The 21,300-nt window shown below is 65.4% G+C and carries 22 protein-coding genes and 1 tRNA gene; 15 read left to right on the top strand and 8 right to left on the bottom strand.

All coding sequences use genetic code 11. From position 1 onward, the window contains the following. The first annotated feature begins 115 nt into the window (after positions 1–115). Positions 116–481, top strand: coding sequence for a VOC family protein (locus tag EV652_RS17100; RefSeq protein ID WP_132210119.1), 366 nt, complete (start codon positions 116–118; stop codon positions 479–481). 227 nt (positions 482–708) lie between these two features. On the opposite strand, the gene EV652_RS17105 is transcribed toward EV652_RS17100, so the two are convergent. Beyond that, positions 709–1,191 carry a GNAT family N-acetyltransferase gene (locus tag EV652_RS17105; RefSeq protein ID WP_132210120.1) on the bottom strand — a complete coding sequence of 161 codons (483 nt, stop codon included), beginning with the start codon at positions 1,189–1,191 and terminating at the stop codon, positions 709–711. Between the two features lie 485 nt (positions 1,192–1,676). On the opposite strand from EV652_RS17105, the gene EV652_RS17110 reads away from it, so the two are divergent. Together EV652_RS17110 and EV652_RS17115 are read left to right on the top strand one after the other, a co-directional pair. Next, positions 1,677–2,342, top strand: coding sequence for a Type 1 glutamine amidotransferase-like domain-containing protein (locus EV652_RS17110; protein ID WP_132210121.1), 666 nt, complete (start codon positions 1,677–1,679; stop codon positions 2,340–2,342). 659 nt (positions 2,343–3,001) lie between these two features. After that, a complete protein-coding gene (locus EV652_RS17115) occupies positions 3,002–3,529 on the top strand; it encodes a hypothetical protein (protein WP_132210122.1) in 528 nt (175 codons plus the stop codon). Positions 3,530–3,605: 76 nt separating this feature from the next. On the opposite strand, the gene EV652_RS17120 is transcribed toward EV652_RS17115, so the two are convergent. After that, complete coding sequence (locus EV652_RS17120; RefSeq protein WP_132210123.1) at positions 3,606–4,139, bottom strand: hypothetical protein; 534 nt, start codon at positions 4,137–4,139, stop codon at positions 3,606–3,608. 433 nt (positions 4,140–4,572) lie between these two features. On the opposite strand from EV652_RS17120, the gene EV652_RS17125 reads away from it, so the two are divergent. After that, the gene (locus tag EV652_RS17125) at positions 4,573–5,124 is read left to right on the top strand and encodes a DEAD/DEAH box helicase family protein (RefSeq protein WP_132210124.1); all 552 of its coding nucleotides are present in this window, start codon (positions 4,573–4,575) and stop codon (positions 5,122–5,124) included. A 360-nt stretch (positions 5,125–5,484) separates the two neighbouring features. After that, positions 5,485–6,024, top strand: a complete 540-nt coding sequence (locus EV652_RS17130; protein ID WP_132210125.1) for a GNAT family N-acetyltransferase — start codon at positions 5,485–5,487, stop codon at positions 6,022–6,024. A gap of 191 nt (positions 6,025–6,215) precedes the next feature. On the opposite strand, the gene EV652_RS17135 is transcribed toward EV652_RS17130, so the two are convergent. After that, a complete protein-coding gene (locus EV652_RS17135) occupies positions 6,216–7,097 on the bottom strand; it encodes a sigma-70 family RNA polymerase sigma factor (protein WP_132210126.1) in 882 nt (293 codons plus the stop codon). Between the two features lie 79 nt (positions 7,098–7,176). Between EV652_RS17135 and EV652_RS17140 the strand changes: the two genes are divergently transcribed. The 4 genes from EV652_RS17140 (at position 7,177) to mraY (ending at position 10,685) form a co-directional block, all read left to right on the top strand. Then, positions 7,177–7,557 carry a DoxX family protein gene (locus EV652_RS17140; protein ID WP_132210127.1) on the top strand — a complete coding sequence of 127 codons (381 nt, stop codon included), beginning with the start codon at positions 7,177–7,179 and terminating at the stop codon, positions 7,555–7,557. Between the two features lie 320 nt (positions 7,558–7,877). Then, positions 7,878–8,237, top strand: a complete 360-nt coding sequence (locus EV652_RS17145) for a YciI family protein (protein WP_132210128.1) — start codon at positions 7,878–7,880, stop codon at positions 8,235–8,237. 446 nt (positions 8,238–8,683) lie between these two features. After that, on the top strand, positions 8,684–9,262 hold the full coding sequence (locus tag EV652_RS17150) for a dihydrofolate reductase family protein (protein ID WP_242001823.1): 579 nt from the start codon (positions 8,684–8,686) through the stop codon (positions 9,260–9,262). Positions 9,263–9,599: 337 nt separating this feature from the next. Further along, positions 9,600–10,685 carry a phospho-N-acetylmuramoyl-pentapeptide-transferase gene (mraY, locus tag EV652_RS17155; RefSeq protein WP_132210130.1) on the top strand — a complete coding sequence of 362 codons (1,086 nt, stop codon included), beginning with the start codon at positions 9,600–9,602 and terminating at the stop codon, positions 10,683–10,685. 84 nt (positions 10,686–10,769) lie between these two features. Here the strand turns inward: mraY and EV652_RS17160 are convergent, their stop codons facing one another. Together EV652_RS17160 and EV652_RS17165 are read right to left on the bottom strand one after the other, a co-directional pair. Further along, on the bottom strand, positions 10,770–11,387 hold the full coding sequence (locus EV652_RS17160; RefSeq protein ID WP_158441175.1) for a GNAT family N-acetyltransferase: 618 nt from the start codon (positions 11,385–11,387) through the stop codon (positions 10,770–10,772). Between the two features lie 475 nt (positions 11,388–11,862). After that, positions 11,863–12,765 carry an MBL fold metallo-hydrolase gene (locus EV652_RS17165; RefSeq protein ID WP_132210132.1) on the bottom strand — a complete coding sequence of 301 codons (903 nt, stop codon included), beginning with the start codon at positions 12,763–12,765 and terminating at the stop codon, positions 11,863–11,865. Between the two features lie 410 nt (positions 12,766–13,175). On the opposite strand from EV652_RS17165, the gene EV652_RS17170 reads away from it, so the two are divergent. After that, the gene (locus EV652_RS17170) at positions 13,176–13,583 is read left to right on the top strand and encodes an NUDIX domain-containing protein (protein ID WP_132210133.1); all 408 of its coding nucleotides are present in this window, start codon (positions 13,176–13,178) and stop codon (positions 13,581–13,583) included. 240 nt (positions 13,584–13,823) lie between these two features. On the opposite strand, the gene EV652_RS44045 is transcribed toward EV652_RS17170, so the two are convergent. Together EV652_RS44045 and EV652_RS17175 are read right to left on the bottom strand one after the other, a co-directional pair. After that, positions 13,824–13,997, bottom strand: a complete 174-nt coding sequence (locus tag EV652_RS44045) for a hypothetical protein (RefSeq protein WP_158441176.1) — start codon at positions 13,995–13,997, stop codon at positions 13,824–13,826. Between the two features lie 209 nt (positions 13,998–14,206). After that, positions 14,207–14,887 carry a hypothetical protein gene (locus EV652_RS17175; protein WP_132210134.1) on the bottom strand — a complete coding sequence of 227 codons (681 nt, stop codon included), beginning with the start codon at positions 14,885–14,887 and terminating at the stop codon, positions 14,207–14,209. 170 nt (positions 14,888–15,057) lie between these two features. Here EV652_RS17175 and EV652_RS17180 point away from each other — a divergent pair, with 170 nt between their 5' ends. The 5 genes from EV652_RS17180 to EV652_RS17200 all read left to right on the top strand — a co-directional run bounded on the left by EV652_RS17180 (position 15,058) and on the right by EV652_RS17200 (position 20,986). Further along, on the top strand, positions 15,058–16,212 hold the full coding sequence (locus tag EV652_RS17180) for a sensor histidine kinase (RefSeq protein WP_132210135.1): 1,155 nt from the start codon (positions 15,058–15,060) through the stop codon (positions 16,210–16,212). Next, positions 16,209–16,928, top strand: a complete 720-nt coding sequence (locus EV652_RS17185) for a response regulator (RefSeq protein WP_132210136.1) — start codon at positions 16,209–16,211, stop codon at positions 16,926–16,928. The genes EV652_RS17180 and EV652_RS17185 overlap by 4 nt, the downstream gene beginning before the upstream one ends. Positions 16,929–18,061: 1,133 nt before the next feature. Beyond that, entirely contained in the window at positions 18,062–18,427 is a 366-nt protein-coding gene (locus EV652_RS17190) for a hypothetical protein (RefSeq protein ID WP_132210137.1), read from the top strand. Positions 18,428–18,665: 238 nt separating this feature from the next. Continuing rightward, positions 18,666–20,801, top strand: a complete 2,136-nt coding sequence (locus EV652_RS17195; protein ID WP_132210249.1) for a carbon starvation CstA family protein — start codon at positions 18,666–18,668, stop codon at positions 20,799–20,801. After that, positions 20,798–20,986, top strand: coding sequence for a YbdD/YjiX family protein (locus EV652_RS17200; RefSeq protein WP_132210138.1), 189 nt, complete (start codon positions 20,798–20,800; stop codon positions 20,984–20,986). Before EV652_RS17195 ends, EV652_RS17200 begins: the two co-directional genes overlap by 4 nt. 143 nt (positions 20,987–21,129) lie before the next feature. On the opposite strand, the gene EV652_RS17205 is transcribed toward EV652_RS17200, so the two are convergent. Continuing rightward, positions 21,130–21,205: transfer RNA gene (locus tag EV652_RS17205), tRNA-Thr, on the bottom strand. Positions 21,206–21,300: the final 95 nt, after the last annotated feature.

The raw sequence follows: 21,300 nt of genomic DNA on the forward strand, positions 1-21,300 counted from the left end.
CCACAGATATGCACCCGCAGGCCGAGCAGATACGTTCCTGGCGGTTCGTCTGGTACATAGTCGTGCACATCGATCCACAGGTTCCGTGAGCAAACGTCCACCTAAGGAGAGATTCATGCCGGGTTCGACAGGCGGCGTCCTCGTCCACATCAACCCGATCCTGAACGTCTCCGACCTCCAGGCCAGCATCACGTTCTACACAGAGGTCCTCGACTTCGAACTCCTGGACACCTTCGGAGATCCAGCCGACTTCGCCATCATCCGCTGGGACCAAGAGGAGATCTATCTCTGCGAGAACGGCCAGGGACAACCCGGTACGTGGCTTGCGCTGTTCGTCAGCGAGCCTGCCGCGCTGTACGAGCACCTCGTCATCAATGACGCCAAGATCCTGATGCCCTACGCGGCCGACGGTGGCGAGTTCCGCGTCGCCGACCCAGACGGCCACGTGCTCCGAGTGTTTTCGGGCGCCCCAGAGGAGTAGCCGACCTGCTCGGGGCCAGCGATCAGGCGGCACGTCCAGCCTGTCGGTCCACCGTTGTCCACGGCGGTCCAGCACCTTGTTAGCAGGTTCGCCAGTTTTGGAAGTGCGGCCGGCCGCCTAGCGTGATCTCCACACCTGAAACCGATGTCCACAACACCCCCTGAGTGACCACCGACGGCCGGTGAGGGCACGATGCACGCCCCGGTCGTTCGAACTCAGGGGACCAGTCACGGTGTCTTCGTTGGAAGTGACATCCACAATCGGACCTCATCGAAGACGAGACCATCGTGATCGTGGAAGCCGCCGGGCAGCTGCCCCCACACCTGGAACCCGAGACCGACGTACGCCTTCTCGGCATGAGTGCCGCCGCGACAGCTGACCTCAAGGATCGAGCAACCCCAGTCGCCGGCATGCCTGCTTGCAGCGTCCACGATCCTTCGAGCGAGCCCGGTCCCACGAGCGACGGGAAGAATGACAAAGCCGCCCAGTTCAGCCCGATGCCTGCACATCCGATGCTTCAGCCGCTTCACCGTGGTCATGCCGACAACTCCTCCGCCCTGCGCGACGGCGACGAGAAAGCGCGACTCGTCGCCGTGCTCCTCGTCGGTTGCCGACATGACCAGTTCGGCGGTCTCCTCAATGGTGAGCCCGCACAGCCGGTTTCGGTGAAGGCTCTCAATGTCGCTCTCACGAACGGGCCGGATCAACATTGCGCCGACGATAGTTGCGCTCCCCCAAGCGTGGCCAAGGACTTTCCCCCGGCAGCTGGGGGTTTGGGTGGAGTCACCTGTCGGAATCGAACCGGCGACCTTCTCATTACGAGTCCGCTTCCGTGAGCGTCCACTCGCCGACGACCCCCGATCCTGAGCGCCAATTGTGCCCAGTGGTCGAGGGTCGTTGACGGCTGTTCAGGGCCGTCCGGGGCCTCTCGGGGGCCTCGCTGTCCGCGAGATTCAAAGTTGCCCCTGCCCTGTTCACCCCGATTTACCGGCTCATCGAAGTTACGTGAGGTTGCCGGTCGGTGTCCTGAGTGGATCCGTCGTGCGCAATCGGTGCTTACAGGACCTGCGCCGCCGGCTGTACGATCCTTCGACCACACTCGTCGCCAAGGACGCCGTCACAACGGTCGTGGGTCAGTTTCAGGTGAAATACTAGTCTCATCGAGCGGTCGACGATTTAGCCAGGGAAAGGCATTATGAAGCTTCTCCTCACGGACTCAGGCATCAAGAACCCGAGCATCCACGACGCGTTGGTCGACCTGCTGGGCAAACCGATTGCCGAGTGCAACGCTCTCTGCATTCCCACCGCGTTGTACGCCCAGCCCGGCGGCGCTGGCCAGGCATGGAAGCTGATCAGCGGACAACAACCCCTCTGCCCCATGACCGAACTGGGTTGGAAGTCCCTGGGAGTGCTGGAGCTCACCGCGCTGCCCAGCATCGATGAAGAGGTCTGGGTTCCCCTGGTTCAGGAGACTGACGCCCTGCTGGTGGGAGGCGGCGATCCCATGTACCTGTGCTACTGGATGCGGCAATCCGGACTGGCAGACCTCTTGCCGTCGCTGCGCGCAGTCTACGTGGGATTGAGCGCCGGGAGCATGGTGATGACCCCCAGCATCGGGGAGAGGTTCGTTCGCTGGAGCCCGCCCGGTGGTGGCGACAAAACGCTGGGCATAGTCGATTTCTCGATGTTTCCGCACCTGGACTACCCGGGTTTCCTGGACAACACCATGGCCAGCGCCGAGAAATGGGCCGCCACCATGCCGGTGCGGGCGTACGCGACAGACGATCAGACCGCCCTCAAAGTGATCGATGGAAACGTCGAAGTCGTCTCCGAGGGGCACTGGAAGCTGTTTACCCGCTAACGCCCGATGTCGCAGCGCATCTCCGCACCCCCCTCCGACCTATGCCGGCCGATTCAACCCCGTCATCCCGGAGTCGTGAGGCCCCGACCGGAGGCAATGTCGTTGGCTCTGGTGAAGAACTCGAAGGGCGGGCCCGGCCGGTGAACGGCCGGAGGCCGTATGCGCACGGCCGGGCCGCGCGCCGAAGGCGCGCCTTGATCCATAAAGCCAAACTCGGCAGAGACCCGTAGAGGTGTCCTGTCCTGTGACGGCTGATGCTTGACAGTCGTGTGCCAGCTGATGGTTGTCATCGGCATGACCGCGCCATCCTATCTGCGGCATGTCAGGATGCTCCGGTGACGGAGAACCGATTCGTGATTGGTCCGCGGTCGTCCGACGGCTCGTTCCGACTTTTGCGCATGCCGGACGGTCTGGCGCTGAGGGCTCGATCGTGGGATGACGTGTGGGCCCCATGCCCCGAGTTCAACGTCCCCTGGCGTGCCGTCAGTTTCAGTGACTTGCTCATCCGTCAGCAGGTGCTCGACGAGTGGGGAGATCACCCCGATATGCCGTCATGACCGGCAACGCTCGCATCGCGGCATATCCGCGCAGCCCAACCAACCGCCCCACGCTGAAGCGGCTCCCGATGCCCGCTTAGGTCTGCCGCTCCGGCGTCGTCAATGAGTGGCTCCGTCGGTGAACTCATACACGACCCGTTTCGGAACGCCGAGCTCATCGACGAGGACCCTGAGCCGGTGTGCGCCTTCCCCGATCTCAGCAGGAAGTTCCTCGTCGTAGCCCGCGTCCGACAAGATGACCGCACCACTGGTGGTGACGAACTCATCGTCGTAGACACACACCATTTCGTCGGGCTGGTGTCCGACCCACACCTCCGCGACAGCCTCACCATCCACTGCGTGCAACCAGAAGGCGCCACGGCCCGCGCTCTCCTCGGCGTGAGCGAGCCTTACTATCTGCGGCAGTCGCCGATCGCCTCGACGAGCAGTGCCCACGGCCAGGAGATCGATCCCGTATCGCGACGCTGCGATACTCGCGACTGCATGCGTTGCTCGATGCTCTCTGCTTGGGCCATGTCGAATCCGCTCACCACCGCGATCGCGCGCTCGTACGTCGGTCGCCCAACCCACATTCCGAGCCTGTGCTGCACGACGTCGATATCTAACGGCCAGGTCAGTGGTCGAGTGTGAACCTTGGTGCATCTCCCATGGCCCGGTTCTACACCGTCTAGGTCGTGCGGATCGCCTCAGTAGTGCCGGGTCGGTGTCAGGCGAACGCCTGCGGAACCTGGAATGACGCGTGGCAGCGTGGGCAGTTGGAACCGCCGAAGAGATAAGGCAATTTGGCGGCGATGGCAGTTCGCTGGTTGGTCTGTGCGAGCGCGAGCAGTCGGCCTTCAACCGTCGGTGCGGAGGGCTCGAGTGGCGTGACCGCCGTGGGTGCGAGCGAGGCGTCGGCAAAGCTGGCCACCCGGGGCATCGGGCTGTCGAGGTTCAGCAGCAGGTCTTCACCGCAAGACGGGCACTCAAGCAAAGCCTCGCCGTTCGCGAGGCAATCGAGGGTTCGCTGCCATATGCCTCCATCCTCGAAGGCCATGAGTGCTTGCAGTCCGTACACAAAGTCGGTGTCGTCCGATGCATGCCGCAGGTTCCGGGTGGCGACGGTGCGTAGGTCGGCCAGCTCATGCGCGTAGCGCTGGCGAACTACAGCTCTTTCCTCTGGCCCGTCGTTCGAGGCGATGATTGAAGCGGCCAGGTGCAAGGCGGCCACGTACCCACTCGGGTCGTGCTGCTCGCTCATCTGCGCCAGCGTGGGGAGCGCGGCGTAACTCGCACTGTAGACCGTGCCCTGGTGGCACAGCCGCCCCCATAGTTCATCCCAGGGTCCGCCGTCGTCAGCACCCGCTGCCGCGGCCGTCGCAAGGAGAGCAGGCACATGCTCGGCGGATCCATACGCGTCTCGCAATGATGCCCACTCCATCATGCCAGGATTCAATCAGAGCCGAGCACACATCGGCAGCTCCGTGTGTTGCAGCCCGTCGTGTGGCGCGTCCCGCGTGGCAACAAGATGCAAATCTCTGGTCGACTGCTCGGCCTGTGGCTACCCTGCGTGGACTGAACGGGGCCGGCAGCAACCAAGTCGTGTGATCACCATGCACGACGACAAATCCGGGCCGCGGCGCGAACTATCCTGACAGACATGAGCGATCGTCCGGCACGACAGTCTGATGCGGATGCCTAGAACCGTCTTCCTCTCCGGACCGGCCGGCTCCGGCAAGACGACCATTCTCCGATTGAGCCACGACGAGAAGCTCACCACCTGGGGCCGGACCGCAGCGATCGACACCGACCAACTGTTCCTCATGGTCGACCCCCACTGGGACCTCCCGTACGACGACGCCCGCACCGCACTCGTACTGCGCCAGTGTGTGTCGCTCGCGGAATCGTTCTTCGGGGCGGACTACGACAACGTCCTCATCGCGGGCAACACTATTCACGACTCCATCGACCTGAACCCGGTCATCCCAGACCTCCTGCGACTCGGCCGGGTCTTCCACCTCTCCTTGGATCCCTCCAAAGAAGCAGTACTCCGGCGGACGGCCGACGACCCGGACCGATCACCGGCCCACCTCATGAACGACCTCCACCTCCTGCGAGCCAAGCGCTCTCCTTGGTCCGCACCCGTCGACAACTCGACCCTCACCCCGCTGGAAACGCTGCAGAAGATCGCTCACCTAGTCCAGTCGGGCGAGGGAGAGATCCGCGGCCCGCTGCCGGATTTCTAGATGGCGACTGGGGCTCTGCGCCAAGCCCAGTCGATGACGGCAGGGAGGTCCGTGATGGTTGCGCGACCCGTTGCCCATTGGGCAAGGTCCAGGGGTCGACCTCGGGGAGGCGGGGCGGGCGACCGGGGAACAGCCGGACCACGACTCACTAACATACGTCCGGGCGGCGGATCGAACGGCAGCCCAAGGCCAGCTGCGATGTCTCCGGCATGCACGAGTAATTCGATGCACCCCATCCCCGCGAATCCCTCAGGATCCGCTATCCCGCTGCGTCGCTGCTCCTTACCGGCTCACCCTGCCGGCCACTAGGAAAGAACGATGCGGCCGGTTGGTGTGACCACCACCTGTTAGCGTGCGCGGATGGAAGATCTGGGACTCGTGGCTTGGCCGCCTGAGCCGATCAGGACCGAGCGGCTCGTGCTCCGTGAGCCCGAGGCCCGGGACCGTGCGACGTTCATCGAGCTGCTGGCGTCGCCAGAGGTGCACACCTACCTCGGCGGCCCCCGCCCGCGTGACGAGCTTGAGCGCGAGACGCCCGGGACGCCCGAGCGGTGGCCCGGGAGTTTCGTCGTTGATCTCGACGGGGCGATGATCGGCCAGATCCTGCTCAGGAGAGCAACGGAGAACCATCGCCCGGCTGCCGCGGGGACGGCCGATCTCGGCTACCTGTTCCTGCCGCGAGCGTGGGGATTCGGGTACGCCGCCGAGGCGTGCGCGGCCGCACTCGACTGGTTCGACGGCGTCCTTCCCGGCGAGCCGGTGGTGCTCACCACTCAGACCGCCAACGTCGGCTCGATGCGCCTCGCGGCGAAGCTGGGGTTCACCGAGGTAGAGCGATTCCAGGCCTGGGACGCCGAGCAGTGGCTCGGCCTGCGGTCCCCGGTCACGCGGTCCAGTTGAGTTCGTGACGGAACCGCCGGGGAGTACCCGCCCATCCGCGCGCGGCCTGCAACCGCGACTTGCCTGCGCGCACGTCGGGCTGGGTGTGAGCCAGGAGCGGCTGACGCCGGCGGCTGCGGCGATGTTGGCGTAGGTGACCGGTTCGCCGGATGTTCGCCATGCAGTAGGGAAAGCTGACTTCGAGACACGACCTAGTCGGGGCGTCCGGGGAGGTCCATCGCAGCAAGCTGGCGTGGGTCACGTAGAGAGGTGATCTCGACGATCCGCCCATCGACGACCGTGCACGCCAGTACGCCCAGGGGCTTGCCGTTCGCGCCCCAGGCCACGATTCCCGGCTCGCCGTTGACGAGGACCGGCTGCACCGTTGCCCTGACGTAAGCCCCGCGCTGAGCATTTGTCGCCACCTCGGTCGCTCCCAGCTTGACCACCACGCCGTGCGCGGTATGGCTGCGCCACTGCACGTGCGGGTCGAGTATCCGCAGCAGCCCTTCGAAGTCTCCTTCACGGGCCGCCGCGAGAAACGCATCCAGCACCGCCCGCCGCTGCTGCCGTTCGCCGTCCGGGCGAGGTGTGCCCTGGACCTTCCGACGGGCGCGGCTGGCAAGCATCTTGGTGGCGTCGGTGGACTTGCCGATGATCTGACCGACCTCCTCGAACGGCACCGCGAACATATCGTGCAGCACGAGGGCGAGCCGCTCGGCGGGACTGAGGCTGTCGAGCACAACGAGCAGTGCCAGCCCGACCGAATCAGCAAGCAGCGCGTCGTCCTCAGGCGCCGAGACGTTGTCCTCGGTCACGACGAACTCGGGCAACCCGTCGTCGTGTGACGCCACCGGCCGGGCCTTGCGTGAGCGCAGCATGTCGATGCACACCCGGCCGACCACGGTGGTCAGCCAGCCGGCCAGGTTGTCGATCGAGGCCGCGTCCTGGCGCGCGAGCCGCAGCCACGCCTCCTGTACGGCGTCCTCGGCGTCCGCCCGCGAGCCGAGCATCCGGTAGGCCATCGCCACCAGTCGCTCGCGCTCCTCCATGAACGCTTCCGCGACGGCGTTCTCCCGGTCCGATCCAGTCATCTGTTACCTCCCACCGACAAGTTCCGTCATGGGTGATGACGGGCCCGGAAGGGCCAAGGTAACCAACAAGGAGAAACGCATGAATCTCGCTCTGTGGATCGTCGCCGGCCTGCTGGCTGCCGTCTTTGTCTTCGCGGGCGCCAACAAGCTGTTCATCCCGTACGAGAAGCTGGCCAAGGCTCCCGGTGGAGGCTGGGTCAACAACTTCAGCCCCGGCTTCGTCAAGGCACTCGGAACCGTCGAGATCCTGGGCGCCATCGGCCTGATCGTACCGGCCGCCCTCGACATCGTTCCGGTCCTCGCACCGCTGGCCGCCGTCGGACTGGCGACGATCATGGTGGGCGCGGCGATCGTCACCTCCCGTCGTCACGAGCGCGCGCACGCGGTGCTGAACCTCGCGTACTTGGCCCTCGCGGTCTTTGTGGCGATCGGCCGCTTCGGCCCCGAGTCCTTCAGTTGACCGCGCGTGACGAGTTGCAGCCGCTCTACGCGGTGTCACGGAGAAGGGTGTGGAGCGGTCGGATGTGGTCGTCAGGCTCATAACGCCTACGCGTGTGTTCCCGGCCAGGTCGGATAGTTGGTGAACCTGGTCCGCTGGGCTACTCCGAGCCGGTGGCAGGGGCGATGAACTCCGCGAACAGGGGATGCATGCCATCTGCGTCGGGGCCGAACGGCGGAGGTCCCGTGAAACTTCTGCCGATAGCCTGTCGGATCGAACGGACGCCGTTCGTAGCGTAGGTAGAGGCGGACAGCGGGTCCGCTCGAGCCGAAGGAGCAGACATGCCCGAGTACCTCATCTACTTCAACCAACAGTGGGTGGGTGACCACACCGAGGAGTGGTTCCGCGGGCGCGGGCCACTCGCCAGGGCGGTCGTGGACGAGATGAAGGCTGCCGGCGTGTACGTCTTTGCCGGAGGGCTGGAAGAGGAGGATGGCCCGGTCTACAGCGCCGACCCCACCAGTGGCGACGTAGTGATCACCGACGGACCATACGTCGAGACCAAGGAGTTTCTGGGCGGGTTCGGTCTGGTGGACGTAGCCGATGACGAGGCCGCCAAGATGTGGGCGGGCAAGGTCGCGGAGGCATGCGGTTGGCCGCACGAGGTTCGCCGCTTCAAGCCGCAGCCTCGGGCCGAGTGACTCCATCGCCGTGCTCGTCCAGACGGTGAGGAACATCGGCGCGGCTCTCTTACCACCTGACGCCTAATGGTCGACCGCGACCTCATCGTGGAGCTGCAGCCGTTCCACGATGAGGTCGCGGAATGCTCGGAACTCGATCCTTCTGGACAGTTTGATCGGCGGCCAACGCCTCGCCTGGTCATCGGCTGCTCCGTGCGTTGGCCCAGACTCCTCAGGTGGTCGCCAGGCTCCTAGGCTGTTGCGGATCAGTTGGCGGACAGGTGTCGCGGATCTGTTGGCGGATCACATGGGCTACCGGTCTGGCGCTAGGCGCCCTTCGAGCACAGAGGTACCCATGTCGGCAGAGCTTCGCGCGGCAGCGATCGACGTCCTCTGCTCGCCCTGCCTGCACCGAAACACTCCTCTCAAGGAGCACCATGACCGAGAACAGCACCCACGGCCGCCGGGTGGTCGCCAACATCGGCCTCACCCTGGACGGTTGCTATCAAGGGCCCGGAGGTCGCTGGGACCACGGGGCGATCGCCTCGTACGCGAGGGATTCCGACGTCGCCGGCGACCAGATGGTGCAGAGCATCCAGACGGCGACCGCCGTCGTGCTTGGCCGTGTCAACGCCGAGCACTTCTTTGAGGTATGGCCCCCCGTGATCGGCATGCAAGGCGCCGACCCACGCGATGAGGCGTACGCCAGATGGCTCGTCTCAGTGGAGAAGGTAGTGCTGTCCTCCACGCTCTCGGAGTTTCCGTGGGACGGCAGTCGGGTCGTCAACGCCCCGGCCGCCGACGTGATCGCTGACCTCAAGGCCAGCGGCGAGGGCGACATCCTGATCAGCCACAGCGCCAGCGTGATCAAGGCGCTTCTTTCGGCGGAGGCCGTTGACCGGCTCAACCTCATCGTCACCCCCGAGATCGTCGGCGGCCCATACCGGCTGTTCGACGAGGGACTGCCGGGATCGAAGTGGAAACTCGTCAGCCACGAAACCGAGGACCAGGGCGTGGTCGGCTTGACCTACGACCGGATCCACTGATGCCTCGTCCCACGGCCTCGCTACGGCTACAGCCTCGATCGACAGGACCCGAATCCCAAAATTCGGCCTTCGGGCCGGCCGGCACGGTCTCACGCAGGTACATCCGATCTTTGGTGATCGGGTCACTGCCGGCGTAGAGCGAGACCCTCCTCCGACTGATCGTCCGCTACTCGAAGGCCGGCCTCTGGCCTAGTACGATCCACGTCGCGGCCTGCTGGGACCTGCAACTTCGATATGTTTGACCGACTTGCCGATTCTCGCACCCCAGAATCGGCGAGACGACTCCCTCTTGCCTCGAAGGGATCGACCACGCGAATGGCCGAGAGGGCTGAATGGTATGCGGGCACTACTCCTGAGCGGCGCGCTGGCGACGGTCTGCTCGCTGCTGGGGACCCGGATCGCAATCGGATGGTTCGCCCGTCACGGCTTCGGCCAGCCGATCAGGCACGACGGACCGACGACACATCATGTCAAGCGAGGTACGCCGACCATGGGCGGTCTCGTGATCCTGCTGAGTGCCACTGCGGCATATCTGACGGCAACGATCTTGACCGGCGGGTGGCCGAGTGCCAGCGCTTGGCTCCTGATGTTGCTGTTCTTCGGCTGCGGGGTAGTGGGGTTCCTCGACGACTTCATCAAGGTCTACACCCAGAACAACCAGGGTCTGAGTAGTCGGGCCAAGATGGCGGGTCAGACGCTGGTCGCGCTTGTCTTCGGGGTCCTGTCCACGCAATTCTTCGCCGACGAGCGCGGTGTCAAGCCGGCGTCGCAGTACATCTCCACCACTCATGACTGGGGGATCAAGCTGCCCCTGATCGTGGTCCTGCTGGTGATCTGGTTCCTCGTCACCGCGACCTCCAATGGCGCCAACCTCACTGATGGTGCCGACGGGCTGCTCGCTGGCGCCTCGGCGTTGATCTTCGGCGCGTACACCATCGTGAATATCTGGCAGAACAACCAGCTGTGCGACTCCTCGCGGCCCACTGTGGTGGAGTCACAGTGCTACCAGGTACGCGACCCTCTCGACCTCGCGGTCTTCGCAGCCGCCATCGCTGCCGCCTGTATCGGCTTCCTTTGGTGGAACGCCAAGCCCGCACGGATCATCATGGGCGATGTCGGCTCCCTCGCCATCGGTGGCGCGTTGGCCGGGCTGGCGATCATGTCTCGTACCGAGCTCCTGATGGCCGTCGTCGCCGGACTGTTCGTGCTCGAGACCATGTCCGTGCTACTGCAGATGATCGGCTTCAAGCTGACCAAGCGACTGACGGGCACGGGGCGTCGCATCTTCCGAATCGCTCCCATTCACCATCACTTCGAACACCTGGGATGGGACGAGGTCACCGTCGTGATCCGCTTCTGGATCGTCGCCGGGATCTTCGTCGCGACCGGGCTCGGGATCTTCTATGCCTCATGGCTGGCCTGAGCCAAGATCAATTGAGCCGGACGGCAAGGTCTCGATCTGGCCCGGAGTCCGCCTCGGCAAGCCCGGCTCCGATCGCCTTGCACATCACGTTGGTTCGTCCGGCTTGCGCATCGTCCATTCGAGCGGCAGCGCCGCGAACCACATCACGTCGCAGCGCTCGCCCTGCCATACGCTGTGTGCGCGCATCGTTCCCTCGTGCACGAACCCCGCTCGGCGGGCCACCGCAGCTGACGCTTCATTGTCCGCCTCGACCGTCAGGAAGGCGCGAGCTGCGCCGAGCTCGAACAACCACCGTGTGAGCAGAACCACCGCCCGAGTCGCGTACCCGCGCCCTCGCGCGTTCGGCCCGATCCAGTAGCCGAACTGCGCTACGTCTGCCTTCGACCAGTCATCGACGCCGCAGCAGCCGACCAGGCCACCAGAGGCTGCCTCCGTGATGGCGAATGCAACACCAGATGGTGGCTCCGCCGCGACGAACGCCCGCCAGCTCGACGCGAACTCGTCGATGGTCGCTTCAGCGTCTTCGATCGAGAGCGGCGGAGCCGGTCGTCCGAGTCGGTCGTGGGCCCCGTTGTAGCGTCGGATCGCTGGATCGGCGAATGCTTCCGCCATGAACCCGGCGTCATCTCTCGACCAAGGCCGGAGAGTGACCACGCCATCCGATAGCGACACGACCGGAACGTCGGCATCCGCTTCGCGCACGTCTACCAACTCCTTCCGTTCCAGTTTGACCCTGCACAGATCGAACCCGGAGTTTACCGTCGAGCCTCAACAGCCGCCTCGGCGTGGCTCGGCTCCGACCCGAAGGTCGTTCAGGGGGCACCGAAGGCGATCGAGGCGGGAACGAAGAACCCCGGGCGAGGAAACTGGGTCCTGATCTGGGGGTTTGGGTGGAGCCGCCTGTCGGAATCGAACTGACGACCTTCTCGTTACGAGGAGGAACGACAGCGTCACATCCGCTCTCTACCAGCGGTTTGATCAGCAACTGCCGCTCTCAGCGGGCGCGAGATTCCCCATGCGTATCCGCCAATTCGTGCCACGAGTGCTGCCACGCAGCACGCCCCACAGTGCACCCAAACCTGCCATGGTGTGAGCGCCCCAGGCGTCACCCGCCGCGGAACTGTCAGTCGACTACGCGGCGACCGATCTGCAGCCGTACGCAACTGCCGCGAGCGGATCAGGGACCAAGTCCATCCGCCTTCATGGCCGACTTGAGATAGGCGATAACGCCGTCGTGTGTGGGCGTCCTTGACCACTCCGAGCGCGAGGCTTTGACGGCCCATTCCAGAGGAGTCTCGCCAGCAGTGTCAGATCGCGCCGTCAGATCAGCGCCCCTCTCCACCAGCTTGCGAACCTGTTCGAGGTCTCCGCGCCATGCAGAAATGTGAAGCGACGTAGCCGGCCACGGTGGACGCTCCAGCGCCTGCTCAAACGCCTCGCGAGTGTGGACGGGTTCGCCGTGGGAGATGATCACACGCTCGAACGGAAGGTCCAGCATCGCCCGCAGGTCAGGCAGGGCACGCTCCTCGTGAGTGGGTGACATCCACACCCGCAACGATCCAGCTCGCTCCGTCATGCTGTCGCCGAACACCAGAGTCTTGTGTTCGGGAAGGTACAGCGGCGTCTCGTGCCACCCGCGTGGATCCCGGAAAGGCATCAGGCCTCCCGGCAGCTCCTGACCGGGCTGGATCTTCTGTACGTCGGTCTCGGGCGGGCCACCTTTCTCGATCATCTCCGGATCGAAGGCGTTCGGGCCGAAGGCGCGGCATCCATAGCGCTGAACCAGCGCATCGACGCTCCAGGTCGTCCGATCGCCCCAGCTCTCGCGCAGGTGATCGCCAATCAGTACCGCGACCGCGGTGGGCGGTCTGTCGGCGAAGCGATCCCACACCTGGGTCGCCTGCTCCGGTGGGAGCAGCGGGTCGAGTACCCACCTCTCGGCGCCCGCGTCCACGCAGACGCTCGTCACCACTTCCTGCCAGTCGTGGCCCTCGCTCCAGTTCGGATGCTCGAGTCGCCAGATCCAAAGACCCGGCGCGAGGTCGATGACGTCCACAGTCGGCGAGCTTTGCGGATCCATCGCATCACTCCTTCGCTTCTGGACCTGTCGGATAGCCAGCAGCGGCTGTGTTGCAAGTCCTACCGGACACCCTTGCATCTAGCGATGCCGCGCACCTCAACGTATGCCTGACCGCGCGTCGCGGCAGATCACGACGTTTGCGGGAACCATGTTGTCGGTGGTCGGTGAAATAGTCGGGCCGTCGAGGTGGTGGGTGCCTGGCGGTGGTCGGTCTTTCGGCGCGATCGCGTACAGGAGGCGAAGGCGCCAGCATCCGACGACGGTATCGAGGAGTTCATCTTCGTGCTGAACGCGTAGGCCTGCGCAGCACGGCGCCCGGCGAGCCTCGGTCGACGCCAACGCGCTGTCATCGGCATGACCGCGCTTCCCTCTCGGCGGCATGAGAGTGCATTCGCGTCTAGTGTGCCGCCATGGTCGCCCAGATTCCGATCTCAGTCGCTGTACTTGTGCGCGACGGTCTCGTGCTCCTTGTGCATCGCCATCCATCGCGTCGGTGGTATCCCGACTGCTGGAGCTTCTCCGCCGGCGGACATGTCGAGTCGGGCGAGTTGCCTCACCAGGCCGTCAGTCGGGAATGCCTCGAAGAACTCGGTGTCCACGTCCACGACCCCCTACCCATCCCGATGACGGTCAGCGACCCGACCCTCGACATACACGCGTTCCTCATGACGCGCTGGGACGGAGAACCTGTCAACGCCGCACCCGAGGAGCATGACGATCTTCGCTGGTTCCGGCCCAGTGATCTCGCGGACTTGAAGATGGCCCACCCGGAGAGCCTGTCGAGCATCCTGAGCGCCGTCCAGGTCGCAACCGATTAGCCACTACGAACCCGTCCGCCCGATCGTCGAATCACAGTGAATCTGCTCGCGAGCTCCGGCGTAAGGGGCCCTTCCTCGCGCCGCTTGTCGTGCCGTTCGCCGCTCGCGTCCAAGAGAAGTTCACCGATCAGGCGGCCGGTCGACTCGCTTAGCGGCTTGCAGACGTGCGGCCTACAGCGCTCATCGCAGTCGTGCCGTTGAGTCGTCCGGTGCTGGACCTGGGGTCGACCGTTGCAATGGTCACGGCACCGTCGCAGCTCCGAGTAGAAGGAATCTGTGACGCGAGCGTCCACAGCGCGCAGTCTGCCGACCGATGCACGGAATGATGTGCTTCTCCGCCTGACTGCGGTAGTTCTTGCGGGTCTTGAACCCAAACTTGGCGTCGTCGAGGTGCTGGTTGATCAGTTGCTGCACGGTCGCATCCGTGCGCGGATGCCGCTGGGCACGTACTTGGGCGACGAACTCCCCGCTCGACCTCTCTCCTCTGGTCTGGGCAGGGTGGCACGCGCTCATGAGCGCAGACCCATTCCCCCTCGGGCTTCCTCGGCGGACGCTAGGTCTGACGTTCCGGGGCGCGGTCTGAGGACGTCGGGGTGGTGACCACCGGACTGCCCGGCCCTGCGTCACCCGCGCGTGGGCATCGTCGGCGCGGACATCGGATGCGGTTCACGCTCCCCGACACCGGCGACCTGGTGGGCGGCTAGCGCCCAGCCCCACATGAGCGGCAGGAGCGCGTTGCCCATTGACGTCACCTCCGTGATCGCGAAGAACAATGGCAGGAACAGGATCAGCAGCCAGGCCGTCGTTCGCGGCCGGAATCCGCTGCGGACCAGCATGATTCCCAGTACGGCGCCGCCGAGCGCGATGAGCGCCAGGGCCACCAGTCCGGCCCCGAAGAACTGCGCTGTCCATGGCGTGTAGTAGTCGCCGGCGACCGAGAGCGTCAGGATCGCGTAGGCCGCGAGTTGGATCCTCCAGGCCCACTTCTCGGCGCCCTTTGGTTGGCGGCGCCGGTAGACCAGGTAGGCCGCGGCGGCGAAGGCGACGCAGACCGGCAGCCAGATCTTGCCGTAGGTCCAGTAGACGAAGTACGGGTCTGACCAGTCGAGCAGCGGCCGCAGCGCGTCCATCGCGGGCATGGCCCAGGCACGGGTGAGCGGATACTCGAGGTCCTCGGGGTGGCTGTTGATCCGGGCCAGCGCGTGCAGCTGACCGGCGACTGTGCCGAAGGCGGCCATCGCCCAGGCGGCGAGGCTGATCCGGCGCGCCATGGTCGGAGCGATGTTGGTTGCTGTGTGGTGCATGTTCGTCCTCCCTCTGTTGGCCGGTTCGCCCGACCTCACTTGCGAACGTACGGACCAGGGCCGCTCGCAGTCGTCGTGCGTGCGCAGGACTCCCGGTGGACCGGAGCAGGATCTTCGAGTCCTCCGCAGGTAGGACGTAAGGCAACGTCTCGGGGCGTACCGTCTCAGTCGTGAGCCGCCGAAACTGGGCCTTCGACATCGCTGTGGCGATGGTGGTCGGCATGCTCGGGCAGCTTGAGGCGTGGTGGGGCATCGGGGCCACGCACCGGCAGGGGCCGCTCTGGGCCCAGTCCCTCCTTTATGCGGTGACGGCGCTCCTTCTCGTGGGTCGCCGGGTGCGCCCGCTTGCCGTCCTCGTGGCAGTGGTGGCGGTGTACATCGTGGAGTTCGCGGTGTACGGCTCGCCCGAGGGTTACGGCGTTGCGCTCGCCCCGCTTGTCGCGATCTACAGTGTCGGGCGATACGTCGAGCCGGCGCGGGCGGTGCTCGGACTCGCGCTGGGCGTCGTCCTCTGGGCCGGCTGGGCGGGCTTCGACCCCATGAACCATGGCCTCTCCGACCGCCTCGCCGCAATCGTCTGGCTCGCGCCGTGGGTCATCGGCTGGCTGGTCGGGGCGCTTGTGCGGATGACCATGCTCTACCGCGAGCAACGGCGGGTGACTCGCGAGCAGTACACGTCCCGGGCCGTGGTCGAGGAGCGCAACCGGATCGCGCGCGAACTGCACGATGTCATCGGCCACAGCGTCACCGTCATGACCGTTCAGGCCTCGGCGGTGCGGCGCCGGCTCACCGACCAGCAGGCGGCCGAGCGCGAGGCGCTGGAAACCGTTGAGGCCGTTGGACGGGAAGCGCTCGCGGAGATGCGACGGATGGTGGGGGTGCTACGTCAGGACGGCGACGCATCCGCAGCCGAGGAGCGCGAGCCGATACCCGGACTGGACCAGCTGGACCGGCTGGTCGGGGACTTCCGCGCCGCCGGTCTGCCGGTGGAGCTCACGGTGACCGGGACGGCTCGCAGCCTCGCACCGGGTCTGGACCTCACGGCGTACCGGCTAGTTCAGGAGGGCCTCACCAACACGTTCCGCCATGCACGGAGCCCGCGCCGGGCGGAGGTGGTCATCGACTACGGACCGGAGCGGCTCCAGTTGGCCGTTAGGGACGACGGCCAGACACCAAGGCCAGGTCATGCCCAGCTGATCAAGCCCAGCAACGGCCTGCTCGGCATGCGCGAGCGGGTTGCGGTCTACGGCGGCTCACTCGTCGCGCGGACGCGGCCGGAGGGCGGCTTCGAGCTGACGGCCTCGTTGCCCTTGGAGCCGACATGAGCCGGCCAACGCCTCCCGCCGCAGGATCCAAGGCAGCCAGCCCCATCGGCGTACTCATCGTCGACGACCAGGCGCTGGTGCGGGCCGGATTCCGAATGATCCTCGAGATCGAGCCGGACATCACCGTTGCGGGCGAGGCCGCGAATGGCGCTCAGGCGCTGGAACTGGCCGCGCAGCTGCGACCCGACATCGTGCTGATGGACGTACGGATGCCGGGCATGGACGGCATCGAGGCGACCCGGCGACTGCAGGCCGACCGCCCCGCTCAGTCCCGAGTCGTCATGCTGACCACGTTCGACATGGACGAATACGTGTTCGAGGCCCTTCAAGCCGGAGCGAGTGGATTCCTGCTCAAGGACGTGCAGCCCGAACTGCTGGTCGCGGGGATACGCGCCGTCCACTCGGGTGAGTCCTTACTCGCACCGTCCGTGACCCGTCGGCTAATCGAGTCATTCCTCCAGACACCGAGAATGGTTGACACTGCGGCGCGCACTCGGCTCGATGCGCTCACCGCACGTGAACATGAAACGCTGCGACTCCTAGCGCGCGGGCTGACGAACTCCGAGATCGCGACCAAGCTCTACGTCTCGGAGACGACGGTCAAGACACACGTCGGGCGCGTGTTGATGAAGCTCGGCCTGCGCGACCGAGTGCAGGCCGTCATCTACGCCTACGAGACAGGACTCATCAGCCGCAGCAGCCGACCCAACCCGTAGGGGACGGCACAGCACGATCACCTCAAACGTGCCATCCGAACAACCGTGGGCGATCGTGCCGGAGGCCTACGACCGAACGTCGTGACACTTCGCTCGGCTGAACGGAACTGGCACTGGATCCGAACTGTAGCCATCGCTCTACAAGTGCGAGGGGTCGCCTCACACGGTGTTGTCTGTAGGCGGAACCGTGGCAAGGCGGCTGTCTCCGCTGCCAGATCTGCCCTGGGGTGACTGGGTTTCATTGACAGAGCCATTGACAGACCGCCGGTCCTGATCGGGCAGCATCGAAGCTGCCCACCGCCATTGGCGAGTGTCCAGTCCCGCGTTGCTTCATGCCGGTGGCTCTGGCAATCAGCCAGATCTATTCGCGGTTCGCCAACGTCAGCAGCACGCAGCTAGCGCAGCTGCTCAGCGGCACCGCGCAACAGATGGGCCTGGTGCCTCTGATCAAGCCGGGTCGCTGCCTGGGTCAACCCCGGCCCCATCCGCGGCGGGAGTTCAACCCGCGACACTTCGTACGATGCGGCGGCACCCTCTACAGCCTGTCGCGTGAAGGTGCCGGCCATGCCGGCCGCTCGGCGCCGCGCACACCGCCGCCGTCGTCAAAGCTGCGAGGACTACGCCAGCACCTGCCGAGGCGGCCGGCCTCCCGGTTCTGACGCCGCGGCGCACTCGGGTTCGGCTGGAAAGCGTCGGTCACGCCGATCACACTGAGTTCGTGACTGATGACAACGCAGGAACTCCGGGCGCCCGCGGCCGTCCCGGACTGGCTATTCGATCACGAGAAGCAGCTCGCCGAAGCCAAAGCGCTGGTCGAGAAGCGGGCCGCCGAAATGCGAGTGACTGAGCCCGGCACCGCAGAGCGCGACCGAGCCAAGGCGCGGGTGGAAGAGGCAATGCGCAGGCTCCGGGTGCGCTCAGCGCAGCTCCAGGAGTATCGGGCGGAACAAGATGCAAATCGCTGGCCGACTGCTCGGCCTGTGGCTACCCTGCGTGGAATGAACGGGGCCGATAGCAACCAAATCGCCAACCGCCCAACGCCCGCCGCTTCGCGGGCCTGACGTGGCCCGCCCGGGGCTCGCTGGCGCGGCGCCGCGGACGTTCAACGCGCGGCTGGCCGGCACCGGCTCGGCGTGCGCGTACTGGCCCAGCAGGGTTGGCTGACCGGGGACCCGCTGGTGCGGTTCCTGTTGTTGATCTCGGCAATGATCTGGCCGGGCTTGAGCGGGATCAATGGCACAGCGTCGTCCGCCCGGCTGATCGTCTACCCGCTCGGCGTGACGGCGCTGCCGCTGTGGTTCGCGGACGGGCGGATGAAGACCCGCCTGCACGGAAGGTTCCCCTGGCAAGCGGATCTGCTGATCACGCTGCCGTGGCCGATCGACCTGATCGGCAACCGGTCCAATCTGTTCGACACGGTCAGCTGGTGGGATGACGCCCTTCGGTCGAACTGCAGACGGCATACACCGACACCCTCGGCGCACTCCTCGCCGGGCTGATCATCTTCCGAGCACCCAGGTGTCGAACGTCAGGTGTGTTGCGTCACCAATTCACTGCCGGTAACTCCCGACTTGGGTATGCCAGATCCCAAGCCTGTTGGACGCGGAAGTTCCGTGCCAGATTGGTAAGTACATCAGTGCGGGCCCCTTTTCGGCCGACGCGAAGCGCGTTCGACGAGGAGTATCCATGTCTACCAACACCGAAGAACGTCACGGGCCGACCGGCGGATCTGAGCGGATGTCGCTGAGGTCGCTGCTGATCTGGGGTGCGATTGCGGTGGTCGGCGCCGTCTGCTGGGCGGTACTGGCGTTGGTCCGCGGCGAGCAGATCTCTGCGCTGTGGATCCTGTTCGCAGCGCTGGCGTCGTACTTCATCGCCTACCGGTTCTACGCCCGCTTCATCACGTACCGAGTGCTCAAGGTCGACGACACCAGGGCGACACCGGCCGAGCGGCTCGAGAACGGAGTGGACTTCGACGTCACGGACCGGCGCGTGCTGTTCGGTCACCACTTCGCCGCGATCGCCGGAGCCGGTCCGCTCGTCGGGCCGGTGCTCGCCGCGCAGATGGGGTACCTCCCCGGCACAGCCTGGATCATCGTCGGGGTGATCCTGGCCGGCGCCGTCCAGGACCTGATGGTGATGTTCTTCTCCATGCGCCGCGACGGCAAGAGCCTGGGCCAGATGGTGCGCGAGGAGATCGGTGTCGTGGGCGGCACCGCGGCACTGATCGCGGTGTTCGCGATCATGATCATCATTCTGGCGGTGCTGGCGCTCGTGGTTGTCAACGCGCTGGCGGAGTCGCCTTGGGGCGTCTTCTCGATCGCGCTCACCATCCCGATCGCCCTGTTCATGGGCTTCTACCTTCGCTTCATCCGGCCGGGCCGAGTCATGGAGGTCACGGCGATCGGGGTCGCGCTGTTGCTCCTCGCGATCATCGGCGGTGGGTTCGTCGATGATTGGGGGCTTGCGAGCTCATTGACGCTTTCCAAGGAGACGCTGACGCTCTGCCTGGTCCTGTACGGCTTCTTCGCCTCGATCCTCCCCGTCTGGATGCTGCTCACCCCGCGTGACTACCTGTCCACGTTCATGAAGATCGGCGTGATCGTGCTGCTCGCGGTCGGCCTGGTCCTGGCCAACCCTCTGCTCGAGAACGAGGCAGTCACTGAGTTCGGGCGCGAAGGCACCGGTCCCGTGTTCGCCGGCAAGCTGTTCCCGTTCGTGTTCATCACGATCGCCTGTGGCGCCCTGTCCGGATTCCACTCGCTGATCGCCTCCGGCACGACTCCGAAGATGATCGCCAAGGAAAGCCACGTCCGCATGATCGGTTACGGCAGCATGCTGATGGAGTCGTTCGTCGCGATCAGCGCCCTGATCGCGGCGTCGGTGATCGACCAGGGGCTGTACTTCGCCATCAACAGTCCTGCCGGTGCCACCGGCGGGACTCCCGAGGCGGCGGCGGAGTTCGTGCGCACACTGGGCTTCACGATCAGCCCCGCCGATCTCACCAACGCGGCGCAGTCGATCGAGGAGCAGTCGCTGATCTCGCGCACCGGCGGTGCGCCGACCCTGGCGTTCGGTATCTCACTGATCTTCACCGAGGCGTTCGGTGGCGGGCTTGCCGCGTTCTGGTACCACTTCGCGATCATGTTCGAGGCCCTGTTCATCCTCACCGCCGTCGACGCCGGGACCCGCGTAGGCCGGTTCATGCTGCAGGACACGATCGGGAACCTGTGGCGAAAGTACGACGACATTTCCTGGAAGCCGGCCTCCTGGTCCGCCAGTGCGATCGTCGTCGCGCTGTGGGGCTACATGCTGTACGTCGGTGTCACTGACCCCCTCGGCGGCATCAACCAACTGTTCCCGTTGTTCGGAATCTCCAACCAGCTGCTCGCCGCCATCGCCCTCACACTCTGCGTGACGCTGCTGATCAAGCACGGCAAGGCGAAATGGGCCTGGGTTCCGGGGATAGGTCTCGCCTGGGACCTGATCGTCACCATGACCGCGAGCTGGCAGAAGGTCTTCTCCGACAACCCGAGCATCGGGTACTTCAAGCAGCGCTCGGTGTACCAGGACTCCATCGACAACGGCGCGCTTCGCGCGCCTGCAAAGGACATGGACCAGATGCAACAGATCGTCACCAACTCCACTGTCAACGGCGTGCTGCAGTTGATCTTCGCGCTGCTGGTGATCGTCGTCGTTGTCAACGCGTTCGTCATCTGGTTCAAGGCCGTGAGGGCGGGCGGACTGCCGACGACCGAGGTGCCGCACCAGCCCTCGCGCCTCGTCGCGCCCTCCTCCTTCTTCGCCACCAAGGAAGAGAAGGAAGCTGTGCGTCGGAACGAGGAGCTCACCCGGGCGGGAGACGAGCGATGAGGTCCGCTGTCATCCGGGCGGGTCGCGGGATCCTCTGGTACCTCCGCGAGGCAACCGGCGAGGCGAAATGGCACGAGTATGCCGACCGGTGCCGGCGCCAGGGCGTCGTACCCTTGTCTCGTCGGGAGTTCGAGCGTCACCGGGCCGACCACAACGAGCACAACCCACAGTCCCGCTGCTGCTGACTGCGGAACTACTGGCAGCAATTCTTGCCATCACCCTTAGTCATGCCGCGCATGGTAAGCAGCTTCGTGCCACGAACCATGCCACGCGACTAGGAGGGAAAAACCCCGGGCAAGGAAACGGGCCTCTGACCTGGGGGGTCTGGTGGAGCCGCCTGTCGGAATCGAACCGACGACCTTCTCATTACGAGTGAGACGCTCTGCCGACTGAGCTAAGGCGGCGTGGCCCGGGGGCCGAGGCAAGAGTGTAGCGGGAGGGTGGGGGTGTTTCCGAATCGGATAGGCGAACAGGCGGGATCGGCGGCGTCCACGGGTGC

The sequence above is a fragment of the Kribbella steppae genome (assembly GCF_004342025.1).
Lineage (GTDB): Bacteria > Actinomycetota > Actinomycetes > Propionibacteriales > Kribbellaceae > Kribbella > Kribbella steppae.